Origin of the sequence: Pontibacterium sp., assembly GCF_964228735.1 — a bacterium.
Taxonomy (GTDB): Bacteria; Pseudomonadota; Gammaproteobacteria; order Pseudomonadales; family Balneatricaceae; genus Pontibacterium.
On the sequence record NZ_CAXRBQ010000135.1, the window covers coordinates 1 to 20,815 of the forward strand.

Consider the following 20,815-nt stretch of genomic DNA (forward strand, 5'->3'; position numbering starts at 1 on the left):
TTAAACGCCAGGTGTTGTACGTAGTGGTTGGCAATCACCATGTACGCCAGCAGTGCAACCAAAAGGGAACCACCACCCTGTTTAAGCACCTCGTCAGGCCCTTCCTCTTCCCATCGCAGGGAGAGTCGTTCGATGGTCCAGGCAATAATGATCATGGGGAAGAAAATAATATTGAGACCTTCGACAATCCTCAGGTTATAGGCGATGACGGAGAACGTTGCTGTCAGCAAGATCACAACGATGATCACCGCACTGATACGACCGACCAGCAATAAATTCAGCCGCGACAGATACCCCCGCACAACCAACCCGGTCACCACAACCAGTACAAACCCGGCAAGCCCTGCCCCAAGGGTTGTTTGCATCAACGCCAATGCAATCAATACCGGCATAAACGTACCTGAGGTACGGAGCCCTACCAGCACACGCATCATCATGACAACAATGACACCCACAGGAATCAGCAACAGTCCGCGGAACAGCTTCTGCTCCTCCAGCGGCAAACTGTGCAGCGAAACCTGCATGGCACTCACATCGGCATACTTCTCTTCCAATGCAGTTTGAACCTTAACCACCTCCCGCAGCATCGAAAAACTTATACGCGTATTCGCCCCACCCACCAGATCAATCAGCGGCTGATCTTCCATCTCCCAGATCAGCAACCGAGCCGGGCGTCCCTCCTTACCGGTTTCCAGATTAAAGAACGCCACCTCATCACCCGAATAAACCATTAGATAAGGCTCGCTATCCTGATTGCGGCGGTTATGCCTGAGGCGGACGGCAGTGACTTGTCGTGCGGGGATTGCAGCAAACTGCATCAGTAACAATGCAGCCTCGGCGAGAGTTCTGTCCTGCCTTAACAGCGCAACCTGCTGATCTTCTGATCCCAGTGCATTCATTAGCTGTGCCGCCAGGGTTATCTGATCGGCAGACTGTGCCTGCGCCTGCTCGATCATCGCCAACGCGGCCAAAGAGATAGGCTCAGGAAGGATGGGGGCAGGCAGGACTTCGGGAGGTTCTGGCCAGGCGGCGGTCTGCTTGCTGTCCAATAAGAATGTCGCCCGATAATAAAGCACCTGCTTGCCGTACGCTTGCTGTACCGACCAGCGCACGGCTGGCAGTTGCTCTTCGGTCAGATAGCTGAGTCCGTACCCGGGTGATGCAGTTGCCTGTTCCAACAAAGTAAATCCGGGCTGTGTATCGGGAATAGCCAGTTGCGCAACAACAGCCCCCCCATCAGCGACAAACTCCAGTCGTGCTTCCACGCTCCAGATTTCGCGGGTTTCACCGGGCAACCATGGGATCTCAAGACTCACGTGGCGATATATTGCACTTCCCAGGCCAATGCCAATCAACAGGATGATCAACAGATAAAAGGGGATTCTCTCTTGCATATCTCCCCCAACTATTTCCTGGCCTGTTTGCCATTCTCAGGCTTCGGTCCCTGAACATGGAGACGGGCAACATCCACAACCATCAGATCACGCAACACATTGCGGCCGATCAAAACCTCGTACTTCAGATGACTGCGATCCGCCAGGGTAAACTCACCGATCAGGGTGATATCACCGATTTTCACGCCCAGTTTCACAACCGGGCGCCGATTACTTTCGCTTGCCGCCGCCTGACGTATTTTTACAAAGCGCTCTAACCTTTGTGAGATTGTGCGTCCATCGGCGAGCTTGAAGCGCACCCAACGCTGGCCGTTACGCTCAAATTCGGCAATTTCTGTCGCGCTCAATGAAGATGTCGCTGCGCCTGTATCCATCCGGGCTTTAGCAACCAGTTGCTCATTCCCCAAATCAACCACTGCCCACTCCACTGCCCCCACAATGGTTTTGTTGCGCAGAGATTCACGAATTTTGGGGCAATCCGGAGGCGCCGCCTTACGGACTCGAATGAGCGCTTCGCGGGATTCCGCTTCCCGTTCAATCGCTTTGGTGGTGTTTTCCTGGGCGGTGATCAGTTCTTCAATCAGGACCAGGGATTCACGGCACTGCTGATCGGCCGACTGTGCCACTGAAATGGTTTCACGCTGTAAACGCTCTGTTGCTATGCATCCCTCAAGCAAGAGTATCGCGAGCAGCATCATCAATGCTCTCATCGTATAACTCCGTTGATCGGTGAGTTTTAATCCGGCTACAGCTGTATTGTGAGAAATGCGCGGAATTTATCCTGTATTGAAGAAAGAATAGCTGCCAGAAATGGGCTCGTCGATTTCAGCACGTATTTGAACACATGGACACTCTTCGTCACCCGACAGGAATGACGCCGGTTACAAGGCAAAAAAATGGAGGCCAGAGCCTCCTTAAAACGCGGTAACGTTATTCAGTACCACTGATGGAAGACACTCACCGAGGGTCTGCGGTTTATGTGTCTCTGTACAGGTGTGATTACAAAACGAGTCCTGCAGTCCGGTCCGACGGAGGCACCGGACGCCCCAAATTGTCTTAATCGGCACCGCCGCCAACACCGGTTGCAGGATTTTGTAATTCAGACCTCCAGCACAACACCTATCTGCGCAACGTGTTGGTTGACCGAAGGCTGAACGAAAAGGATTCGAGCAGATTGACCAGACCTGCCGGGTGGGCGACAGCTGAACTCGGTGCTGTCGATATATCGATGTAAGTCATAGCGTTATTGTTATTCTGTTTCGTCTTTTGTGTGAGAGCCGTGCTTTACAGAGCCGTTAAAGCACTTCCCAACAACCTGATCGGTGTGCAGATGCACCCGAAAGGTCATTGAGGACGCTCAATTTAGAGAATCAAACAGACGATAGAAAGAATATATTTTCTACCAACTCCATCAAATTTACTGATAGTCTAAAACCAAACTATGACGGAGCCAACACACCAATGCGTCTGGATATTGAAGCACTACGGGTATTAGACGTTGTTATCCAAGAAGGCAGCTTCGCTAAAGCCGCCAACCGTCTGCACAAGGCGCAGTCGGCGATCAGCTACCAGATCAAGAAGCTGGAAGACCAGCTGGACGTGACCATTTTCGACCGCAGCAGCTACCGCGCCGAACTGACCCCTAAAGGGAAAGCGCTGTGGATTGAGGGCAAGCGTCTGCTGGAACAGGCGGCTCGCATCGAAAAGCTGGCGGACCACTACTCCGAGGGCTGGGAGCCCAACTTCGATCTGGTGATCGACGCATCGTTGCCGATGGAACCGGTTATGAAGGCGATGAAGGTGCTGGTTGATCGGGAGATTCCCACCAAAATCCAGGTCAAAGTCGAGGCGATGCGCGGCGTACAAAAGCGCTTTGAGCAAGACCAGGCCCATATGATGCTGGTGAAGGACTACCAACCCGGTCCCCACCTGAAAGCCGTGCCGCTGCCACAAATCACCTTTGTCCTGGTGGCCGCCCGGGATCACGCACTGGCCAGTCTTCACAACATCGACCTGAACCACCTGCTGGAGCATGTAGAACTAACCATCCACGACTCCAGCGAAACATCCACGGATAGTCTGGACGAGCACCAGTTTGGTGGAGACCGCGTGTTTTACATGCATGGCTTTATGAGCAAAAAAGCGGGCCTGATGATGGGTCTGGGTTTTGGCTGGATGCCGGACTTCCTGATCGCCGACGAACTGGCCGCAGGCACCTTGGTCGAGCTGGATTACGAAGGGGGTTCACGCTCCTCATTCACCCCACTGCTCGTCTACCCGACCGATCAACCACTGGGAAAAGCGGGTGAACTGATCCTTGACGAAATCCTGTCCGAGTTCGAACAGTTCAAGCAAAACGTTCAATAAATCTGATCGTCCGGGCTGGAATATCCATCTGATTCCAGTCCGCTCCCCATTTTCTGATCTCTCCCAACCACCTCCAATACCATCTCCAACCACTTCACACACCCGGCAATGTGTACAAATTAAGAATTGTTGAACTTTCATACGCACATAAACATCTAATTATTAGATAAAGATTATGCAAATATTATTCTTTTTATTGCTCAAGATTCGCTTAACAATGACAAATATCAAGAACGCAGGGACAAAGAGCAACGGCTAAGCCAGCAGATTCGTCCCGGCAAATAACAATAACTGATCAAGAATGGGACACGACTATGAACAACTCACATAACCCACTGGGCCTTCGCGGTATCGAGTTCACGGAGTTTTGCAGCCCTGATACCGGGTTTATGGATGATGTGTTCAAGGCATTTGGTTTCTCCAAGCTGAAGTCATTCAAAGGCAAGGACATCACCTACTACAACCAGAACGATATCCACTTTCTGCTGAACAACGAGAAAGCGGGCTTCTCTGCAGCGTTTGCTAAATCCCACGGCCCTGCAATCAGCTCCATGGGCTGGCGTGTGGACGACGCCGAACAGGCGCTGGCTATTGCGATCGATCGTGGTGCAAAACCTGTAGACGACGCCAGCAAGGATCTGCCGTACCCAGCCATCTACGGCATCGGCGACAGCCTGATCTACTTTATCGACAAGTTTGGCGCTAATGGCAGCATCTACGAAGCTGACTTCGAAGACCTGGCCGACCCGGTACTGGTGGAAGACAAAGGTTTCATCAACATCGACCACCTGACCAACAACGTCTACAAAGGCACCATGCAGACGTGGGCCGACTTCTACAAAAACGTGTTTGGTTTCACTGAAGTGCGTTACTTCGATATCAAAGGCCAGAAGACCGCTCTGCTCTCCTACGCACTGCAGTCTCCTTGCGGCACCTTCTGCATCCCGATCAATGAAGGTAAAGACGACAACAACAACCAGATCGACGAATACCTGGATATGTACAACGGTCCGGGCGTACAGCACATCGCGTTCCGCTCCGACAACCTGCTGGACTCCCTGGATAAACTGGATCGCTCCGTAATCGATACACTGGATATCCACGACGATTACTACGACGAAGTGTTCAACCGCGTACCGCACGTGATTGAAGACCACGACCGTATCCACAAGCACCAGGTACTGGTGGACGGTGACGACTCCGGCTACCTGCTGCAGATCTTCACCAAGAACCTGTTCGGCCCGATCTTTATCGAGCTGATTCAGCGCAAGAACAACCAGGGCTTCGGCGAAGGTAACTTCCAGGCACTGTTTGACTCCATCGAACGTGACCAGGAGCGCCGCGGCGTCATCTGAGTTATCCCGGGAACGGTCGTGCTCCCCCGAGTGCACCGTTCCCAAACGTTTCTAAACATTTTTACGAGGCACAGCTCCGACTCACCATCGGTGCTGCAGGTATCGCTGTGCCTAATTAAGCCAATTTGCAACACCCAACAATAAGCAGAATAACAATATGAAAATGAAAGAACTCCTCCAGAACTACGAAAACACTCCACCAGAAGTTGTGTTCGAGTGGAACGATTCCGAAACCGAAGCCCAGGGCTGGGTAGTGATCAACTCCCTGCGCGGCGGTGCTGCTGGCGGTGGTACCCGTATGCGTAAAGGCCTGGACCGCCACGAGGTGGAATCCCTGGCGAAAACCATGGAGGTGAAGTTCACCGTTTCCGGTCCCGCAATAGGCGGTGCTAAGTCCGGCATCAACTTCGACCCGGCTGATCCACGCAAACACGGCGTCCTGAAGCGCTGGTACGCGGCAGTCGCACCACTGCTGAAAGCCTACTACGGCACCGGCGGTGACCTGAACGTAGACGAAGTACATGAAGTAATCCCGATCACTGAAAGCTTGGGCCTGTGGCATCCGCAGGAGGGCGTGGTAAACGGTCACTTCAAACCCACCACCAGCGAACAGATCCAGAAAGTGGGTCAGCTGCGTATGGGTGTATCCAAGATCGTAGAAGACAGCCACTACACCCCGGATTCCAGCCGCAAATACAAGGTCGCTGACCTGATCACAGGCTGGGGTGTCGCGGAGTCTGTAGTGAAGTACTACGACATCTACGGCGGTGACGTACAAAACAAACGTGTCATTGTGCAGGGCTGGGGTAACGTGGGTTCTGCCGCGGCGTACTACCTGGCGCAAGCCGGTGCAAAAGTGGTGGGCATCATCGACCGTAACGGCGGTCTGATCGATGTAGAAGGGATGACTGCGGAACAGGTGACTGACCTGTTTATGAACAAGCAGCATAACACCCTGACCGCGGACAACATGCTCACGTTTGAGGAAGTAAACAACCGCATCTGGGACGTGGAAGCCGACATCTTCCTGCCGTGTGCAGCATCCCGCCTGATCACCCAGGACCAGATCAGCCGCTTGATCAAGGGTGGCCTGGAAGTGGTGTCCAGCGGCGCCAACGTACCGTTCAACGATCCGGAAATTTTCTACGGACCGATCTACGAATACGCCGACCAGAACTGCGCAGTGATCCCGGACTTCATCGCCAACTGCGGCATGGCCCGTGCCTTCGCCTTCCTGATGGAGAGCGAGATCGAGATCTCAGACCGTGCCATCTTCAACGACGTGTCCGAGACCATTCAGCGTGCCCTGATCCAGTGTCACAACCGTTCCCGTGCAACCACCCAGGTTGCGCAGACCGCGTTTGAGATCTCTCTGGAGCAGCTGACGGATTAATCCTTCGACGATTTGCGCCGGTGTTTATCCCCGGCGCTTTTTTATTCCTGTAGCAGCTCGCTCCGAGGGCGACACCTACCATGGTTTGCCTTCGGGAAGACGTCGCGGTCGGAGCCCGCTGCTACAAGTCGCACCCTGTAGCAGCCCGCTCTGAGGGCGACACCCACCGAGGTTTACATTCGGGACCATGTCGCGGCCAGCACCCTGAAGGGCATAAAAGCCCGCTGCTACATAAAAATCCCAAAGCAATTACGTCCAATACAACAAATATAAAAATCCGGAGTATTACGCTCCGTTAATAGCAGAATAATAATAAGGAACGCTTCTATGTCTGATGCTATCAATGCCAGTGCATCCAATGCTGGCAGTTCTACTGCTGTGTCTGCAGGCGGCCGCCTGCAGTGGTCCAACCGCCTGACCTTTATCCTTGCGGCTGCGGGTTCTGCCGTAGGTCTGGGCAACATCTGGAAATTCCCATATATCACCGGTGAAAACGGTGGTGGTGCGTTCGTACTGGTCTACCTGGCTTGTATCCTGGTGATCGGTATCCCTGTGATGATGGCCGAGATCATGATCGGCCGCCGCTCCCAGCAAAACCCTACCGGTGCAATGGCCACGATGGCGAAGGAAGCCGGTGCCAATCCGATGTGGAAAGGTGTGGGATGGATGGCGATCCTCTGTGGTTTCCTGATCCTCAGCTTCTACACCGTAATCTCCGGCTGGACCCTGTCCTACACCGTAACCTCGGTGTCCGGTGCCTTCTCCGATATTACGCCTGATGCAGCCGGTGCCATGTTTGGCGGTATGCTGGCCGATCCGGCTCAGCTGCTGCTGTGGAGCACAGTGGTTGTCGTCACCACCATGTACATCGTTTCCCGCGGTCTGCACGCAGGTCTCGAAAAAGCGATCAACTACATGATGCCACTGCTGATCGCACTGGTTCTGGTAATGGTGGGTTACGCGACCAGCACCGGTCACTTTGTGGATGCGATCGAGTTCCTGTTCACACCGGACTTCAGCAAGCTGAGCACCGAAGCGGTTCTGGTTGCCCTGGGCCACGCATTCTTTACGCTGAGTCTCGCATCCGGTGCGATCATGACTTACGGCTCCTACGTATCCAAGGATACTTCTATCGCCAAAACCTCGATCATGATCGGTGTGTTTGATACCTGCGTAGCGCTGCTGGCGGGTCTGGCGATCTTCCCAATCGTATTCGCCTACGGTCTGGAACCGGGCGCTGGTCCAGGTTTGATCTTCGTAACCCTGCCAATCGCTTTCGGTCAGATGCCATACGGCACGCTGTTTGGCACCCTGTTCTTCGTGATGCTGTCCATGGCCGCGCTGACCTCTGCGATCTCCATGATCGAGCCAACCGTGTCCTGGCTGGTTGAGAAGCGCAAGATGTCCCGTGGTAAAGCAAGTGCGGTGGTTGGTCTGATCCTGTGGACGCTGGGTCTGGGTACCGTGTTCTCCTTCAACATCTGGCAGGACGCGACCCTGTTCGGTAAGACCTTCTTCGATGCCATCGACTTCCTGACTGCCAACCTGATGATGCCGCTGGGTGGCCTGCTGGTAGCCCTGTTTGCTGCCTGGGTGATGAAATCCAACGTGGTTAAAGAGGAACTGGGACTGGGCGGCGGTCTGCTGTTCACCGCATGGCAGTTTGTGATGCGCTTTATCACCCCAATCGCCATCATTGTGGTGTTCCTGAACGCGCTGGGTTTTATCAAGCTCTGATCAAACCCGATTAAACCTGATTAAGGTTGTTCTCCCCCACCCTTCACCGAATCTCCTCTCTCGGTGTCGGGTGGTTACTTTGTTTTTTCCCTACGCTTCATCCAGCGATGGCACCGGACTGTCCATCACCGCAGCAATACTGCGCACGATCTCACGCTCAATCGGCGTAATTACCCCATCCTGTTTCACGGCATTCACAAAGCCCATCAACATACGCGGTTTCAGATGTGGATAGGCATAAGCCAGCTCCTTCACGGCAGCACGGAATTCACCCAGGTCACAAGCGTCTTCCGGCACGATAGCCAGGTTGTACAATCCTGCGCTGCCAATACCACGGTTGAAGGCACGCTCGATATCTTCACGGTCATCGTGTCCTTCGTAGACCAGCACCGACAACACCAAGCGATAGGGCTCAGCGATCTGCTGCATCTCCCGATAACGGGGCCGCAGGTTGCGAACCTTACCAAACTCCGGATCGAGGTAGTGCTGCAGCTCCTGGAATAGACACCACTCAAACAGATCGACCTCTTCATCCGCCCGGATCAGCAGCAACAGACGCTGTTTAAAGAGCTTGTACTGCTCGGCAGACAGGCATTTCAGCGCGGGCATACTCAGCTCCAACAGCGGCAGATAAAGCGCCCGCGAGAGCTGCTCCAGAGCCGGTGTCTGCTGCTGAATCAACTCCAATAGGCCCGGCGTTGGCTTCTGTTTCAGATAGCCAAGTTGTTTCTGATACACCGCTTCGTCATCGCTGAACAACAAACCCAGCATCAAAGCGCTGGCCCCCAATGGGTCGTGTGCCTGCTCTCGCAGAGAGTCGGGAATATGACTCAACCCTTCCTGTACGCTGACGATATTGCCCTGCAGAAGCAGCTCGGCCGGATCGATAAACTCCCCGTTCAGTGCCGCGCCTAAAGCAACTGCTTTGGCCATTTTCTCTTTGCCGCTGTCTTCCGGTTCAGCGTCGGTAGTGTCTTTTTGAATTTCCTTATAGATAAATGCGCCGTTCCATTCAGGCTGCACACGCAGGATACGATCCATCAATGGCGGGTGCGTATCAAACATGCCGCCCAGTCGGCTTAATGCCTGACCAAAGAAGATATGGCTGACCTCACCGGTCGCCGGACTGGAAATGGAGGTCCCTGCCTGATGCCCACCGATCACTTTCAGGGCATCGGCAATCCCCTGCGGGTTGCGCGTAAACTGCACTGCCGAGGCATCGGCCAGAAACTCCCGCTGTCGACTGACGGCCGAGCGGATCATGTCGCCAAAGAGTGTCCCCAGAAACCCGATGATCCAAAGCACGCCACCAAGGAGAAATACCTGTGCACCACTCCGGTTGGATCGAACACGCAGCAGGACCTCACCCATACCACCGATAAACTCGATGCCATGCAGTGCGGTGATCAAGCGCATGTTCAAGCGCATATCGCCGTTCAGGATATGACTGAACTCATGGGCTATGACACCCTGCAACTGATCCCGGTTGAGCAAGTTTATACAACCGCGCGTTACACCAATCACCGCATCCGAAGGTGAATTGCCCGCCGCAAAGGCATTGATACCCACCTCGTTGGCCAGCAGATAAACGGGAGGTACCGGCATACCCGATGCCAGCGCCATCTCTTCCACCACATTAAGCACCCTACGTTCATCGGTATCTTCGCTGTTGGGGTAGATACGATGCCCACCCAGGGATTCAGCGACACGTTTGCCGCCCTCAGAAAGCTGCAAGCGTTTGAAGATAATCGCCCCCAGCACCACACACCAGATAGCGATGCCAACGTAGATGAAACGTGTCCAACTGAACTGATTCAGGATCGTGTTAAAGCTGTTGGTGCCGTTTGGATTAGTCCCGTTCAGCTCGGTCCAGCCGATCGCAACAGCGATGCAGAAATTGGCGAGAAACACCAGCAGGGTAACGGCGATAATAAACAGCACCACCAACCAGCCAGTGTTACGGCGCGCGCGATCCTGATGCGCAAAAAAGTCCATAAACTACAACTCAGAAGGTAACTTTTGGCGCCGCCTGAATTGCAGCACTGTCTTCAAACTCCAGCAGAGAGGCATCGGTGGTATGCCCAAACATGGACGCAAACAGCACCGGCGGGAAGGTCTGACGGTAGGTGTTGTAGCTGGTTACGGCATCGTTAAACGCCTGACGGGAAAACGCCACACGATTCTCTGTGCTGCTCAGCTCTTCGGTAAGCTGCATCATGTTCTCGTTTGCTTTCAGATCCGGATAGTCTTCCATCACAAAGTTCAGGCGAGACAATGCCCCCTGCAGGGCACTTTCAGCACCGGCAAGACTTTGGATTGCACCACCACTGGCTGGATCCGCCGCCGCACCTTTCAGCATCGCAGCGGCTTCATTACGCGCTTCGATAACTGCCGTCAGGGTGTCTTTCTCGTGCGCCATATAGGCTTTGGCCGTTTCGACCAGGTTAGGGATCAGATCGTAGCGGCGCTTGAGCTGCACCTCGATCTGACTGAATGCATTCTGATAACGGTTTTTCAGGGTCACCAGGCGGTTGTAGATGCTGACTACCAGCACAGCCAATGCCACTACGATCACCAGAGCAACGATAGTTCCAATATCCATATTTCATCCTTCGCAACAGGTTTCAGACACTATTGCCAGCAGAGGGCCGACAAGATCAAAGCCGAGTTAGAACCATAGCTCAGTCAGATGAAATTTCGAGGCAAAATCAGAGATTTGTTGGTGTTTTGTAGTGGCAGATCAAACTTTCTGCCACCACCAATGAGCAAGGTTAATCGCGGGTGCGGCAGCGCTCAGCAGGCACAAAGAGCTGCGCCATCAGGTAGGTTTTGAAGTCCTGTGGGTAATCCATAAAGGTCAGTGCCTGTTCCATACACGCCAGCCAGGCATCACGTTCCTCGGAGCCGATCGGCAGATGGGCATGCGCCTTGGGAATGCGGATCGAGCCGTACTTTTCTGAGTACAACTTCGGGCCTCCCAACCAGCCTGACAGGAAACGGGCCAGCTTATCGCGGGACTCGGTCAGATCTTCCGGGTGCATTTTACGGATACGCTCAGCCTGCGGCAGCGTATCCATCGCATCGTAGAAGTGATCCACCAGCACACGGATGGTGTCGTAACCACCCGCCGTTTGATAAGAGGTATCCCCCTGGCCGTATGCAGGCTGATCGGTAGTCGGTTCAGAAATGGAATGCACGGTTACACCTCTTCGGATTCAGTCACAGCTTCGACATCAGCAGATTCAGCTGCCTGCGCCATTTTTTCTCGCTCAGCCTTGGAGATGTAACGGGGTTTATTCGAGTGCTGATTCTTCGCATTCGCCTTCTTGGCTTTTTTGGTCAGAATCTGTTTGATCTTTTTACGTCGGTTCATGCGCCGGCTGATGCCTTATCTGAATATCAAACGCCTATGATACCGCCAGTCAGGGGCCGAACCCAAATTCTCAGCCCCTCTGCGCTTTTCAGGTTATCTGCGTTGTGGGATCACAAACAGCATACCGTCACGCGCTTCACAGGTGCCGGACACCTCATGTCCATGTGGCGTCACGAAACTTACCTGATCCCCTTTGTCACGACCGTCACAGGCATCAATCGCTTCCTGGGGTGGTCGACGACCATTACCTGGACCATTTCCCTGACCACGACCGCCCGATGCGCCGATCATCTCTCGGTTAAAACTACCAGGTCGACCAGATCCGCCTTCCGGTCGCCCCATCCCCCCACTACCGCCCGGTCCACGCATAAAACTGCGATCCGGCGTACCGTGAAAACAACGGGGGATAAATGGAAAGCTGTCGGTGATCACGTAGTAATAGGTACCTTCCGGATACTCGCGGGTCACACCAGTGCGACCGTTACAGTCATCCAGATCCCCAAGCCCTGCGACATATTCGTAGTCCTGTACAAAGGAACCGTCATAACGACCACCCGGACCACCAGGACGTGTACCAGATTTTACTCGGTAGCTGCTGCTGAGTTTCCGCATTCCCGACGTGGTATTTTCTGCATCACGATAACCGTAGGGTCCGTAGATCGGAAAACCATCCGCGGCGTAACCTAGCAGAATGGGCACAGAAGAATCAGAAAAACGCTCCAGCAAACCCGTTGGCAAGCCATGATAATGGTAGGAACCGTCCGGCTGAACGTGGGCATTATTGCGATCTACGCCTAGATTCACCGCACCACCCAGCGCTTCGTACTGCCAACCAGAATTGAAGTCCCGCCGCCAGAACTCCGCCGCACCGGGATCAAAGGGTACACCATTCACTGCTACACCAAACGGCCAGAGGCCCAGCCGGGTGGTTCGAGCGCTGTACTCCGGGTTCAACGGTACCCGGTAGGTTTTCGACTTTTCCTGAATCCGGTGCGGATTACCCGAGTTTGGAAAACGTCCGGTGTCATGGTCTGGCAGACCGTTGGAATGGATTAAACGGTGGTTACCGTCAACGGAGATCTGCGCCTCCGCGTACACCGGCGTCACCAAAATATCGACCAGATCCTGCAATACGCCGGGCTGATCACCTTCCCAACCAACCCATGCCTGCTCATCCTGCTGATGCGCATACAAGGGGCCTGATACCATCATCGCGACTACCATTCCTGCAACTGCTAAACGCATTTATACTCTCCTTCATCTGCAACCAGACTCTACCTTAAGAGGCAAATGCGAGGGAAATGTGAGAAAGGGTGTAAAGAATTGAAAAGAGGGAATTGCAGGCAACAAAAAAGGGTAAGACCGTTAAGCCTTACCCTTCTTCTGGCGCTGTGATTCGAACAAATTCAAATCACAGATCGTTCCAGTCTAAATAGGCAACTATTTAGATAACAACGATGTTTTCAGCCTGTGGACCTTTCTGGCCCTGAGTCACGCGAAATTCTACGCGCTGACCTTCTTCCAGGGTTTTGAAGCCGTTGCCGGAGATAGCACTGAAGTGTGCGAAAACGTCAGGGCCGTTTTCCTGAGCGATGAAGCCAAAACCTTTAGTTTCGTTGAACCACTTAACGGTGCCAGTAACTGTATCAGACATGATTTTATCCTGAGTAAATAAGTTTAATCGCGCCAACAAGACGCATGGGTAGCATGAAGAATTGACTGTACTTAAGAACTTCAGGACGAATTACGGATAATGCGACAAAACGAAGGGTACTTAACACAATGGTTTTTCTTGCGAGCTGCCGCACAGCTTATAGAGTTCCCTTGCGGAGTCAAATGAATTCTTTGCGTACAGCCCTAAATCCCCTATTTTTTGGGGCGATTCGCGAGAAGATAATCCACAAGTGCCTTCAGTGCAGGACTGGCCATCCGATTTGCCGGATACACCAATGACACAGGCACAGGCGGCAAACGGTATTCATCCAGAATCGAAACCAGCTCGCCACTGTCCAGATACTTCTGCACCAGAAAGTCTGGAAGATGGGCGATACCGTGTCCGGCAACGGCAAATTGCGCCACCATCTCCCCTTGGTTGATCTCGACCGCAGCATTCACGCTCACCTGCTGCTCCCCTTTATCGGTGTGGTAACGCCAACGTCCAGGCACCCGGTTAGAGCTGTCCACTACACATTTGTGCTCGACCAGCTCTTTGGGATGCTTCGGTACACCCTGCTCACGCAGGTATTCCGGGCTGGCGACATAATAGACCTCCAGCGAGTCATAACGCCGGGCAATAAAACTGGAGTCGGGTAGATCGCCGACGCGAATCGCCAGATCAATCCCCTCTTCCACCAGATTCACAAAGCGGTTTACCAGCATCCATGACAACCTGACGTCCGGATGCTCACGCAGAAAATCACCCACTACATCCTGCACACCGAGCCGTCCGATATTCATCGGTGCGGTCATTCTCAGATGGCCACTGACCGTTTGTTTTCGCTCCGAGGTCAGTGCCTCCAGATCGTCCAGACGCTGCAGCACGTCACGAAACTGTTCCAGATAGAACCGCCCCTCCACCGTGAGATGCATGGCACGTGTAGTGCGGTACAGCAGCTGACAACCAAAATGCTGTTCCAGGTCTGCAACCTGGCGACTGACCGCCGATGTGACCAGATTGAGTGCCTGCGACGCGGCCGTGAAACTCTGATGCTCAACCACCACCAGAAAGGTCCGCATCGCTTTGAGCAGATCCATTTTTCTTTTCATGAGAATAATGTTTTCAAATTCACGTTATTTTTCATTTTAACGCACAGTCGTACGATTTACCCATACAAACGAACACGTAGAACGAACACATATAGTGGAGCAACAAATATGAAAATTATGGTTATCGGTGCAACCGGCACCATCGGTAAAGCGGTCGCAGAACGTCTGGGTAAAGAGCACGAAGTAATCGCTGTGGGTTACAGTGACGGCGATCTGCAGGTAGACCTGGGTAGTTCACTCTCCATCGAAGAGTTATTTGAAAAAAGCGGCCCGGTTGATGCGGTAATTTCCACTGCCGGACTGGCTAACTTCGGTCCATTGAATGATCAGACCGACGCAGACTATCAGCTGGCTCTGAACAACAAACTGATGGGGCAGGTAAATCTTGTGCGCATCGGTAAGGACTACATTAACGCAGGAGGCTCTATCACCCTGACCTCAGGTATTCTGTCCCGCCAGCCAATGCCGGGGAGCGCATCGATCAGCATGGTAAACGGCGCGCTGGAAAGTTACGCCAAGGCAGCCGCTCTGGAACTGGAAAACCTGCGCCTGAACGTGGTTGCACCGGCCTTTGTAAAAGAAACTATGGAGATGATGGGTATGGATTCCACCCACGGAATCTCAGCAGCGGATACTGCCAAAGCATACGAAGTTGCAGTAAACGGCCAGATGCACGGCGAGACGCTGGACGTACCTGACTACCTCTAATGCGAAGCGTTGTAACGCCTTTGTAGGTTAGCCATCGCAAAGCGATGCCTAACATGTTGGGCACCGCTTCACGGTGACCAACCTACACTGGGGATATAGTGTTTTGTGGCACTTGTAGCAGCGGGCTTTTATGCCCTTCGGGTGCCGACCGCGACATTGTCCTGAATTTAAACCACGGTGGTTGTCGCCCTCGGAGCGGGCTGCTACAGGGTACGATTTGTAGCAGCGGGCTCCGACCGCGACCGTTCCCGAACTCAAACCGTAATAGGTGTCGCCCTCAGCACCCTAATGGGCATACAAGAGGGCTGCTACAGCTTTTCCGCGCTAACCTGCAGCTTCCGATAATGTGCAAGAATCTGCTCAGCTTCCTGCCCCGCATTGCGCCCCATCCGCTCGTAATGGGCGATGGTACGGCTAAGATATTCTCGGTCTAAATCCCGTGACAGATCCCACATCCGATCCCCTATCGGTGAGATCACACAGTCACTGTCGCTGGAAACATGGATAATCTCGTAAAACCGTCTGTTCTCACGCACTAATGATTCATCAAGCAGGCCGTACTCCAACTCAATCAAGCCCTGGCGCAGCAGGTAGTGCTGTCGTACCGGGCACAGCATAAACTCCAACTCTCGGTCAGGATGTGTGCGGGTGATTGCCTGCACCATCTCCAGTGTGAGATCACCACCCACCCCAGCAATAATGATCAACTGACGTCCTGACGACTCTGGCAATCTCAAAGTCGACACATCCATACAATGGACCTGCCAGTCATACCCTTTCAGAAAATCTGGTAAAAAACGCGCCAGCTGAACCTCAAGTACCTCGGTTAACGAAGGCACCACATCCACGAAGTGCACTTTGTCCGCAGCACCACGCTGCAGCAGCGCAGCACCTAAAAAGCCGTGATCACAACAGCAGTCCCAGATATGGTCATACTGATCGGTAACCATCTGGTTGATCTGTTCGAGGCGATGACTAAGTTTCAACGGAATACTGCCTAAGAGTAACGTAATGACCTGATAGCCGAATTGGTAACGGATCGATGGAGTGAGTTAAGTAGACGGGTTAGAGCTGATTATCTCTGCTTCTTCCGTGCCGGTGTTGCGGAATCGGTGCGGTCGGCTGCTATTAAAATAGTAACCATCCCCTGCTTTCAGCTGGTAGATATCAAAGCCAACGGTCAGTTCGATCTCTCCACGCACCACAATGCCCCCCTCTTCACCGTCATGCTGCAGCATCTCAGGCCCGGTATCCGCACCCGGTGGGTAAACTTCGCGGAGAATATCCATGGAACGCCCTTTCAGGGTCGCACCAACAAGTTTTAGAGAAACATTATTTGAACCAATATCCGGTTGCTCTGCCTGGCGGAAGACCACCTGTTCAGGTTCAATGTTTTCGATATCGAGGGTGAAGAAATCGCCGATAGAGATAGGGATTCCGGACAGGACTTTTTTCAGTGAACTGACGGATGGGCTGACGCCGTTTTTCTCGATCATGGAGATAGTGCTGTTGGTTACACCGGCACGTTTGGCGAGCTCGCGCTGGGACAAGCCCCTGATCTCGCGAATCGCTTTTAAGCGCTCTCCTACATCCACTATGTATTCACCTTTATATAAGTAAGTCCCGATATACGCGCCATTATACCAACAACTTACTTAATTGCAGACCGCTTCAGTGGCGGCGTTGAAGTGCCTAGTGACTCTCCACACTGCAGGCACTGCTGCCTTTTCACGATTGATACTCAGCCATTGCAGCGAGCATCTCGAAGAATAATTTCCTCCCTGGAGTGTATCTTCATCACTCTGCTATCTACTTGATGGCTTATCTGTAAGCCATCCATTTCTGCTGCTATCCCCTCAGGCGATAACACCCGACTGGCGTAATCCTTCCAAGGCCTTACCATCCATCTCCAACAGATCGGACAACACCTGCTCGGTGTGCTGGCCTAACATCGGCGGTGCTGAACGGTACTCGACCGGGGTATCTGAGAACTTCACAGGATTGCCCACACCTGCAACCTTCCCGGCTTTCGGATGCTCCAGCTCAACCTGCATCTCGCGATGCTGTACCTGAGGATCGGCGAACACCTGCTCGATGGTATTGATCGGGCCACAAGGTACACAGGCTGCTGATAACTGCTCCAGCCACCAGTTGGTGCTCTGCTTCGCCATCATCTCAGCCACATGCGGTATGAGATCGGCTCGGTTCTCCACCCGTTTGCGGTTGGTTGCAAACGCGGGGTTCTCGCCTAGCGCGGGATTACCACCGATTTCACAGAAGGTACGGAACTGCTTATCGTTACCCACCGCCAGAATGATATGGCCGTCGGTTGTGGCAAATGCCTGATAAGGCACAATGTTGGGATGAGCATTACCCAACCGCGCAGGTGATTCGCCGCTGGCCAGGAAATTCATAGCCTGATTGGCAAGTGTTGCGACCTGCACGTCCAGCAAGGACAGATCGATATACTGACCTTTGCCGGTTTCGGCGCGATTCAACAGTGCAGCCTGCACCGCGTTCGCCGCATATAAACCGGTCATCACATCGGCCAGAGCCACACCTACTTTCATCGGCATACCCTCAGGCTCGCCGGTCACGCTCATCAGCCCGCCCATGCCCTGGATCATAAAGTCGTAACCCGCACGCTGCGCGTAAGGGCCGTCCTGGCCAAATCCGGTAATCGAGCAGTACACAATCGCTGGATTGATCTGCTTCAGGCTTACGTAGTCCAAGCCATACTTGGCCAGACAACCCACCTTAAAATTCTCCAGCACTACATCGCACTGTTTTACCATTTCGCGAATCAGGTTTTGTCCGGCTTCGCTGGCGATATCGATCGCCACAGATCGCTTGTTGCGATTTGCTGCATGGAAATAGGCAGCTTCTGTTGGATTCCCCTCGTTGTCACTGAAGAACGGAGGCCCCCAGCCACGGGTATCATCCCCGAAGCCCGGACGCTCCACCTTGATTACCTCCGCGCCAAAATCGGCCAGCATCTGGCCGGCCCAAGGGCCAGCCAGAACGCGGCTCAGATCCAGCACGCGGATATGTGACAGCGCGCCAGCCATCAGAAAAACGCCTGAATTCCGGTCTGTGCACGCCCCAGAATCAGCGCGTGAATATCGTGGGTACCTTCGTAGGTATTCACCGCTTCCAGGTTCATCACATGACGGATTACGTGGAATTCGTCGGAGATGCCGTTACCGCCGTGCATATCACGTGATACGCGGGCGACATCCAGCGCCTTGCCGCAGTTGTTGCGCTTCATCAAGGAGATCAGCTCTACCGGACACTCACCAGCATCCATCATGCGACCCATGCGCAGCACACCCTGTAGACCCAGGGAGATCTCGGTCTGCATATCCACCAGCTTCTTCTGCACCAGCTGGTTCGCCGCCAACGGACGCTTAAACTGAATACGGTCCAGCGTGTACTGACGCGCCTGAGTCCAGCAGAACTCCGCCGCACCCAGCGCACCCCATGCGATACCATAGCGAGCTTTGTTCAGGCAGCCGAATGGACCGCTCAGACCCTGCACGTTTGGCAGCAGGTTCTCTTCCGGTACCAGCACATCATCCATCACGATCTCACCGGTGATGGATGCACGCAGGGAGAACTTACCTTCGATCTTCGGCGCAGACAGACCCGGCATCCCTTTATCCAGAATAAAGCCACGTACGGTGTCATCCAGCTTCGCCCAGACAACAAACACGTCTGCAACCGGCGAGTTGGTGATCCACATCTTAGAGCCCTTAAGCAGGTAACCGCCGTCCACACGGGTAGCACGGGTTTTCATGCCTGCCGGATCAGAACCCACATCCGGTTCAGTCAAACCAAAACAACCGATCCATTCACCGCTGGCCAGCTTTGGCAGGTACTTACGACGCTGCTCTTCGCTGCCGTACGCGTAGATCGGATGCATTACCAGCGAGGACTGCACACTCATCGCAGAACGGTAGCCGGAGTCCACACGCTCAACCTCACGGGCAACCAGGCCGTAACACACGTGATTTACTTCGGCGCAACCGTACTCTTCCGGCAGCGTGCAGCCCAGCAGACCCAGCTCACCCAGTTCCTGCATGATTTCAGTGTGGAATACTTCGTTTCGGTTAGCTTCTGTTACACGGGACAGCAGACGGTCCTGCGCATAGTCGCGTGCGCTCTGCATGACCATGCGCTCCTCTTCGCTCAGCTGTGCTTCCAGCAGAAAAGGGTCTTCCCAGTTGAATACCGGCTTGCTCATGAATATGGCCTCGTTTAACTCTGATGATGTCATTCGCTGTTTGTTTTTATCGAACACCCACACGGGTATTTCGAAGAATATGACACACATACTGTGCATTATTTTTTACAAGATCAAGAAACACACAGCCGTTTTCGGACCAAAAACATAGACAAAACACAATAATATCTATATTTTCCGCAGCATCTGCAGCAGCTGTATTCGGCTAAATAGCTTGTTTAACAATGCCTTATCGGCATTCCGCAGTGCAAAAGCAAAAAATTTGGATTATTTTTTGTTCAAAAACCTAAACATGACGCAGATCATGCTTTGGCTGAGGGTGGTTTAAGTAACCGCACAGTACATGTTAGAAATAAAGAACATTGAGCCCAGATATAGATCAGGGTCTGTCAAAGAATAAAAACAGCCTCTTTGACGCAAACTGGCCAGGTCTTTGTTCAGAGAGAACCTGCCTTTGAAAGGCAAGAGAGAGGTGTCGGCAGACAGACAACACCAATTTACAGCGCTTTAATCATGCTCTAAAGCTGCTTACTTTGCGGGTCCCGGCCCGCTTTTTTTCGCCCCGCCCTACGACTTTCGGCTAACAACCACCCATCCCATTTGATGATTTTGGCGGAAATCCACCCATTTCTGCCCGTTTCCCGCGAATCAACCACGTCAAGCCCGCACCATCCGGAGCCTATGTGATCCGAACGCGTATGGCACCGCTCTTGCTTAGCTAACTCTCAGAAAACTATAACAATTAGCCCGAGAGCCTAATTATGAAGTTCACCATCGGCATCAAACTGGGAAGCTGTTTTCTCCTGACTTTGGCGGTACTTATTCTGAGCAGCCTGTACGCCCTGAACGGCGTTATCGGCATCCGCGGTTCTTTGGAAGAGATCTCAGGAGAGGCGTGGCAAAGTGCAGACAGCGCAGCAACGTTAAACCTCAACGTGAACCAGAGCACCGCTCAGTTACGCAGTTACCTCGCCTATCAGGAAGCGATACCCACAACCGCGCAGCAACAAATCGAGCAACACCTCAAGGCAGCGTACATCGCACTGGAGCAGCTAAACAGGAGCGAATTTGGCCCCGAGAGTGAGAGTCTGAACGCAACCCTTGATCAGCTCAACCAGCTAAAACAAACGGTAATTCACCAGCACAGTGCTTATGTTGCTGACATTGAGTCGATCAACGCCGAGCACGCCCAAACAGGCAAGTTTATGCAGCGTCTGCGCTTCTATGGCAACTACCAGGTCTCATCGCTGGAGGATGCCTTCCAGCGCAATCAGGTGACCTCCTGGAGCGGCGATATCGAAGATAAGTGGGAGTTTGTGATTGGGATCTATACAGCTCAGGTTGATGAGATGGTCTCCTCCCGTCCCTAACGGCGTCACAATGCGCCAAGATAGAAAGTAGAAAATCACTATCTGATGGACGTGTTGGAGGAGACCATGATTAAGACTAGAGTTATTGGACTGGATCTGGCAAAGAATA

General features: G+C 53.2%; 19 protein-coding genes. 6 read left to right on the forward strand and 13 right to left on the reverse strand.

What is annotated here, in order from left to right; all coding sequences use genetic code 11:
* The coding region (locus tag ACEQ15_RS15160; protein WP_370280066.1) for a UUP1 family membrane protein at positions 1 to 1,394 on the reverse strand (1,394 nt) is incomplete at its 3' end.
* A gap of 11 nt (positions 1,395 to 1,405) precedes the next feature.
* Entirely contained in the window at positions 1,406 to 2,104 is a 699-nt protein-coding gene (locus ACEQ15_RS15165) for an ATP-dependent zinc protease (protein WP_370280067.1), read from the reverse strand.
* Positions 2,105 to 2,855: 751 nt separating this feature from the next.
* Between ACEQ15_RS15165 and ACEQ15_RS15170 the strand changes: the two genes are divergently transcribed.
* The 4 genes from ACEQ15_RS15170 to ACEQ15_RS15185 all read left to right on the forward strand — a co-directional run bounded on the left by ACEQ15_RS15170 (position 2,856) and on the right by ACEQ15_RS15185 (position 8,246).
* Positions 2,856 to 3,761, forward strand: a complete 906-nt coding sequence (locus ACEQ15_RS15170; RefSeq protein WP_370280068.1) for a LysR family transcriptional regulator — start codon at positions 2,856 to 2,858, stop codon at positions 3,759 to 3,761.
* Positions 3,762 to 4,075: 314 nt separating this feature from the next.
* The gene (gene hppD / locus ACEQ15_RS15175; RefSeq protein WP_370280070.1) at positions 4,076 to 5,116 is read left to right on the forward strand and encodes a 4-hydroxyphenylpyruvate dioxygenase; all 1,041 of its coding nucleotides are present in this window, start codon (positions 4,076 to 4,078) and stop codon (positions 5,114 to 5,116) included.
* Positions 5,117 to 5,279: 163 nt separating this feature from the next.
* A complete protein-coding gene (locus tag ACEQ15_RS15180) occupies positions 5,280 to 6,509 on the forward strand; it encodes a Glu/Leu/Phe/Val dehydrogenase dimerization domain-containing protein (RefSeq protein WP_370280071.1) in 1,230 nt (409 codons plus the stop codon).
* Between the two features lie 327 nt (positions 6,510 to 6,836).
* Positions 6,837 to 8,246: a sodium-dependent transporter gene (locus ACEQ15_RS15185; protein WP_370280072.1), complete on the forward strand. Its 1,410-nt coding sequence runs from the start codon at positions 6,837 to 6,839 to the stop codon at positions 8,244 to 8,246.
* Between the two features lie 90 nt (positions 8,247 to 8,336).
* On the opposite strand, the gene ACEQ15_RS15190 is transcribed toward ACEQ15_RS15185, so the two are convergent.
* The 7 genes from ACEQ15_RS15190 to ACEQ15_RS15220 all read right to left on the reverse strand — a co-directional run bounded on the left by ACEQ15_RS15190 (position 8,337) and on the right by ACEQ15_RS15220 (position 14,373).
* Entirely contained in the window at positions 8,337 to 10,241 is a 1,905-nt protein-coding gene (locus tag ACEQ15_RS15190; protein WP_370280073.1) for a M48 family metallopeptidase, read from the reverse strand.
* 10 nt (positions 10,242 to 10,251) lie between these two features.
* Positions 10,252 to 10,848 (reverse strand): LemA family protein, encoded by a 597-nt coding sequence (locus ACEQ15_RS15195; protein ID WP_370280074.1) that lies wholly within the window; start codon positions 10,846 to 10,848, stop codon positions 10,252 to 10,254.
* 169 nt (positions 10,849 to 11,017) lie between these two features.
* The gene (locus ACEQ15_RS15200) at positions 11,018 to 11,443 is read right to left on the reverse strand and encodes a group II truncated hemoglobin (protein WP_370280075.1); all 426 of its coding nucleotides are present in this window, start codon (positions 11,441 to 11,443) and stop codon (positions 11,018 to 11,020) included.
* Between the two features lie 2 nt (positions 11,444 to 11,445).
* Positions 11,446 to 11,619 (reverse strand): DUF2986 domain-containing protein, encoded by a 174-nt coding sequence (locus ACEQ15_RS15205; protein ID WP_370280076.1) that lies wholly within the window; start codon positions 11,617 to 11,619, stop codon positions 11,446 to 11,448.
* 93 nt (positions 11,620 to 11,712) lie between these two features.
* Positions 11,713 to 12,864 carry a YHYH protein gene (locus ACEQ15_RS15210; RefSeq protein WP_370280077.1) on the reverse strand — a complete coding sequence of 384 codons (1,152 nt, stop codon included), beginning with the start codon at positions 12,862 to 12,864 and terminating at the stop codon, positions 11,713 to 11,715.
* Positions 12,865 to 13,063: 199 nt separating this feature from the next.
* A complete protein-coding gene (locus tag ACEQ15_RS15215) occupies positions 13,064 to 13,273 on the reverse strand; it encodes a cold-shock protein (RefSeq protein WP_282354146.1) in 210 nt (69 codons plus the stop codon).
* Positions 13,274 to 13,485: 212 nt separating this feature from the next.
* On the reverse strand, positions 13,486 to 14,373 hold the full coding sequence (locus ACEQ15_RS15220; RefSeq protein ID WP_370280078.1) for a LysR family transcriptional regulator: 888 nt from the start codon (positions 14,371 to 14,373) through the stop codon (positions 13,486 to 13,488).
* A 120-nt stretch (positions 14,374 to 14,493) separates the two neighbouring features.
* Here ACEQ15_RS15220 and ACEQ15_RS15225 point away from each other — a divergent pair, with 120 nt between their 5' ends.
* A complete protein-coding gene (locus ACEQ15_RS15225) occupies positions 14,494 to 15,093 on the forward strand; it encodes a short chain dehydrogenase (protein WP_370280079.1) in 600 nt (199 codons plus the stop codon).
* A 308-nt stretch (positions 15,094 to 15,401) separates the two neighbouring features.
* On the opposite strand, the gene ACEQ15_RS15230 is transcribed toward ACEQ15_RS15225, so the two are convergent.
* The 4 genes from ACEQ15_RS15230 to ACEQ15_RS15245 form a co-directional block, all read right to left on the reverse strand.
* Positions 15,402 to 16,079, reverse strand: a complete 678-nt coding sequence (locus ACEQ15_RS15230; RefSeq protein WP_370280080.1) for a tRNA (adenine(22)-N(1))-methyltransferase TrmK — start codon at positions 16,077 to 16,079, stop codon at positions 15,402 to 15,404.
* 66 nt (positions 16,080 to 16,145) lie between these two features.
* Complete coding sequence (locus ACEQ15_RS15235) at positions 16,146 to 16,688, reverse strand: cupin domain-containing protein (RefSeq protein WP_370280081.1); 543 nt, start codon at positions 16,686 to 16,688, stop codon at positions 16,146 to 16,148.
* A gap of 261 nt (positions 16,689 to 16,949) precedes the next feature.
* Positions 16,950 to 18,161, reverse strand: a complete 1,212-nt coding sequence (locus ACEQ15_RS15240; RefSeq protein ID WP_370280082.1) for a CaiB/BaiF CoA transferase family protein — start codon at positions 18,159 to 18,161, stop codon at positions 16,950 to 16,952.
* The gene (locus tag ACEQ15_RS15245; protein ID WP_370280083.1) at positions 18,161 to 19,336 is read right to left on the reverse strand and encodes an acyl-CoA dehydrogenase; all 1,176 of its coding nucleotides are present in this window, start codon (positions 19,334 to 19,336) and stop codon (positions 18,161 to 18,163) included. The genes ACEQ15_RS15240 and ACEQ15_RS15245 overlap by 1 nt, the downstream gene beginning before the upstream one ends.
* Before the next feature lie 761 nt (positions 19,337 to 20,097).
* Here ACEQ15_RS15245 and ACEQ15_RS15250 point away from each other — a divergent pair.
* Positions 20,098 to 20,706, forward strand: coding sequence for a hypothetical protein (locus tag ACEQ15_RS15250; protein ID WP_370280084.1), 609 nt, complete (start codon positions 20,098 to 20,100; stop codon positions 20,704 to 20,706).
* The last annotated feature ends 109 nt before the right edge of the window (positions 20,707 to 20,815 follow it).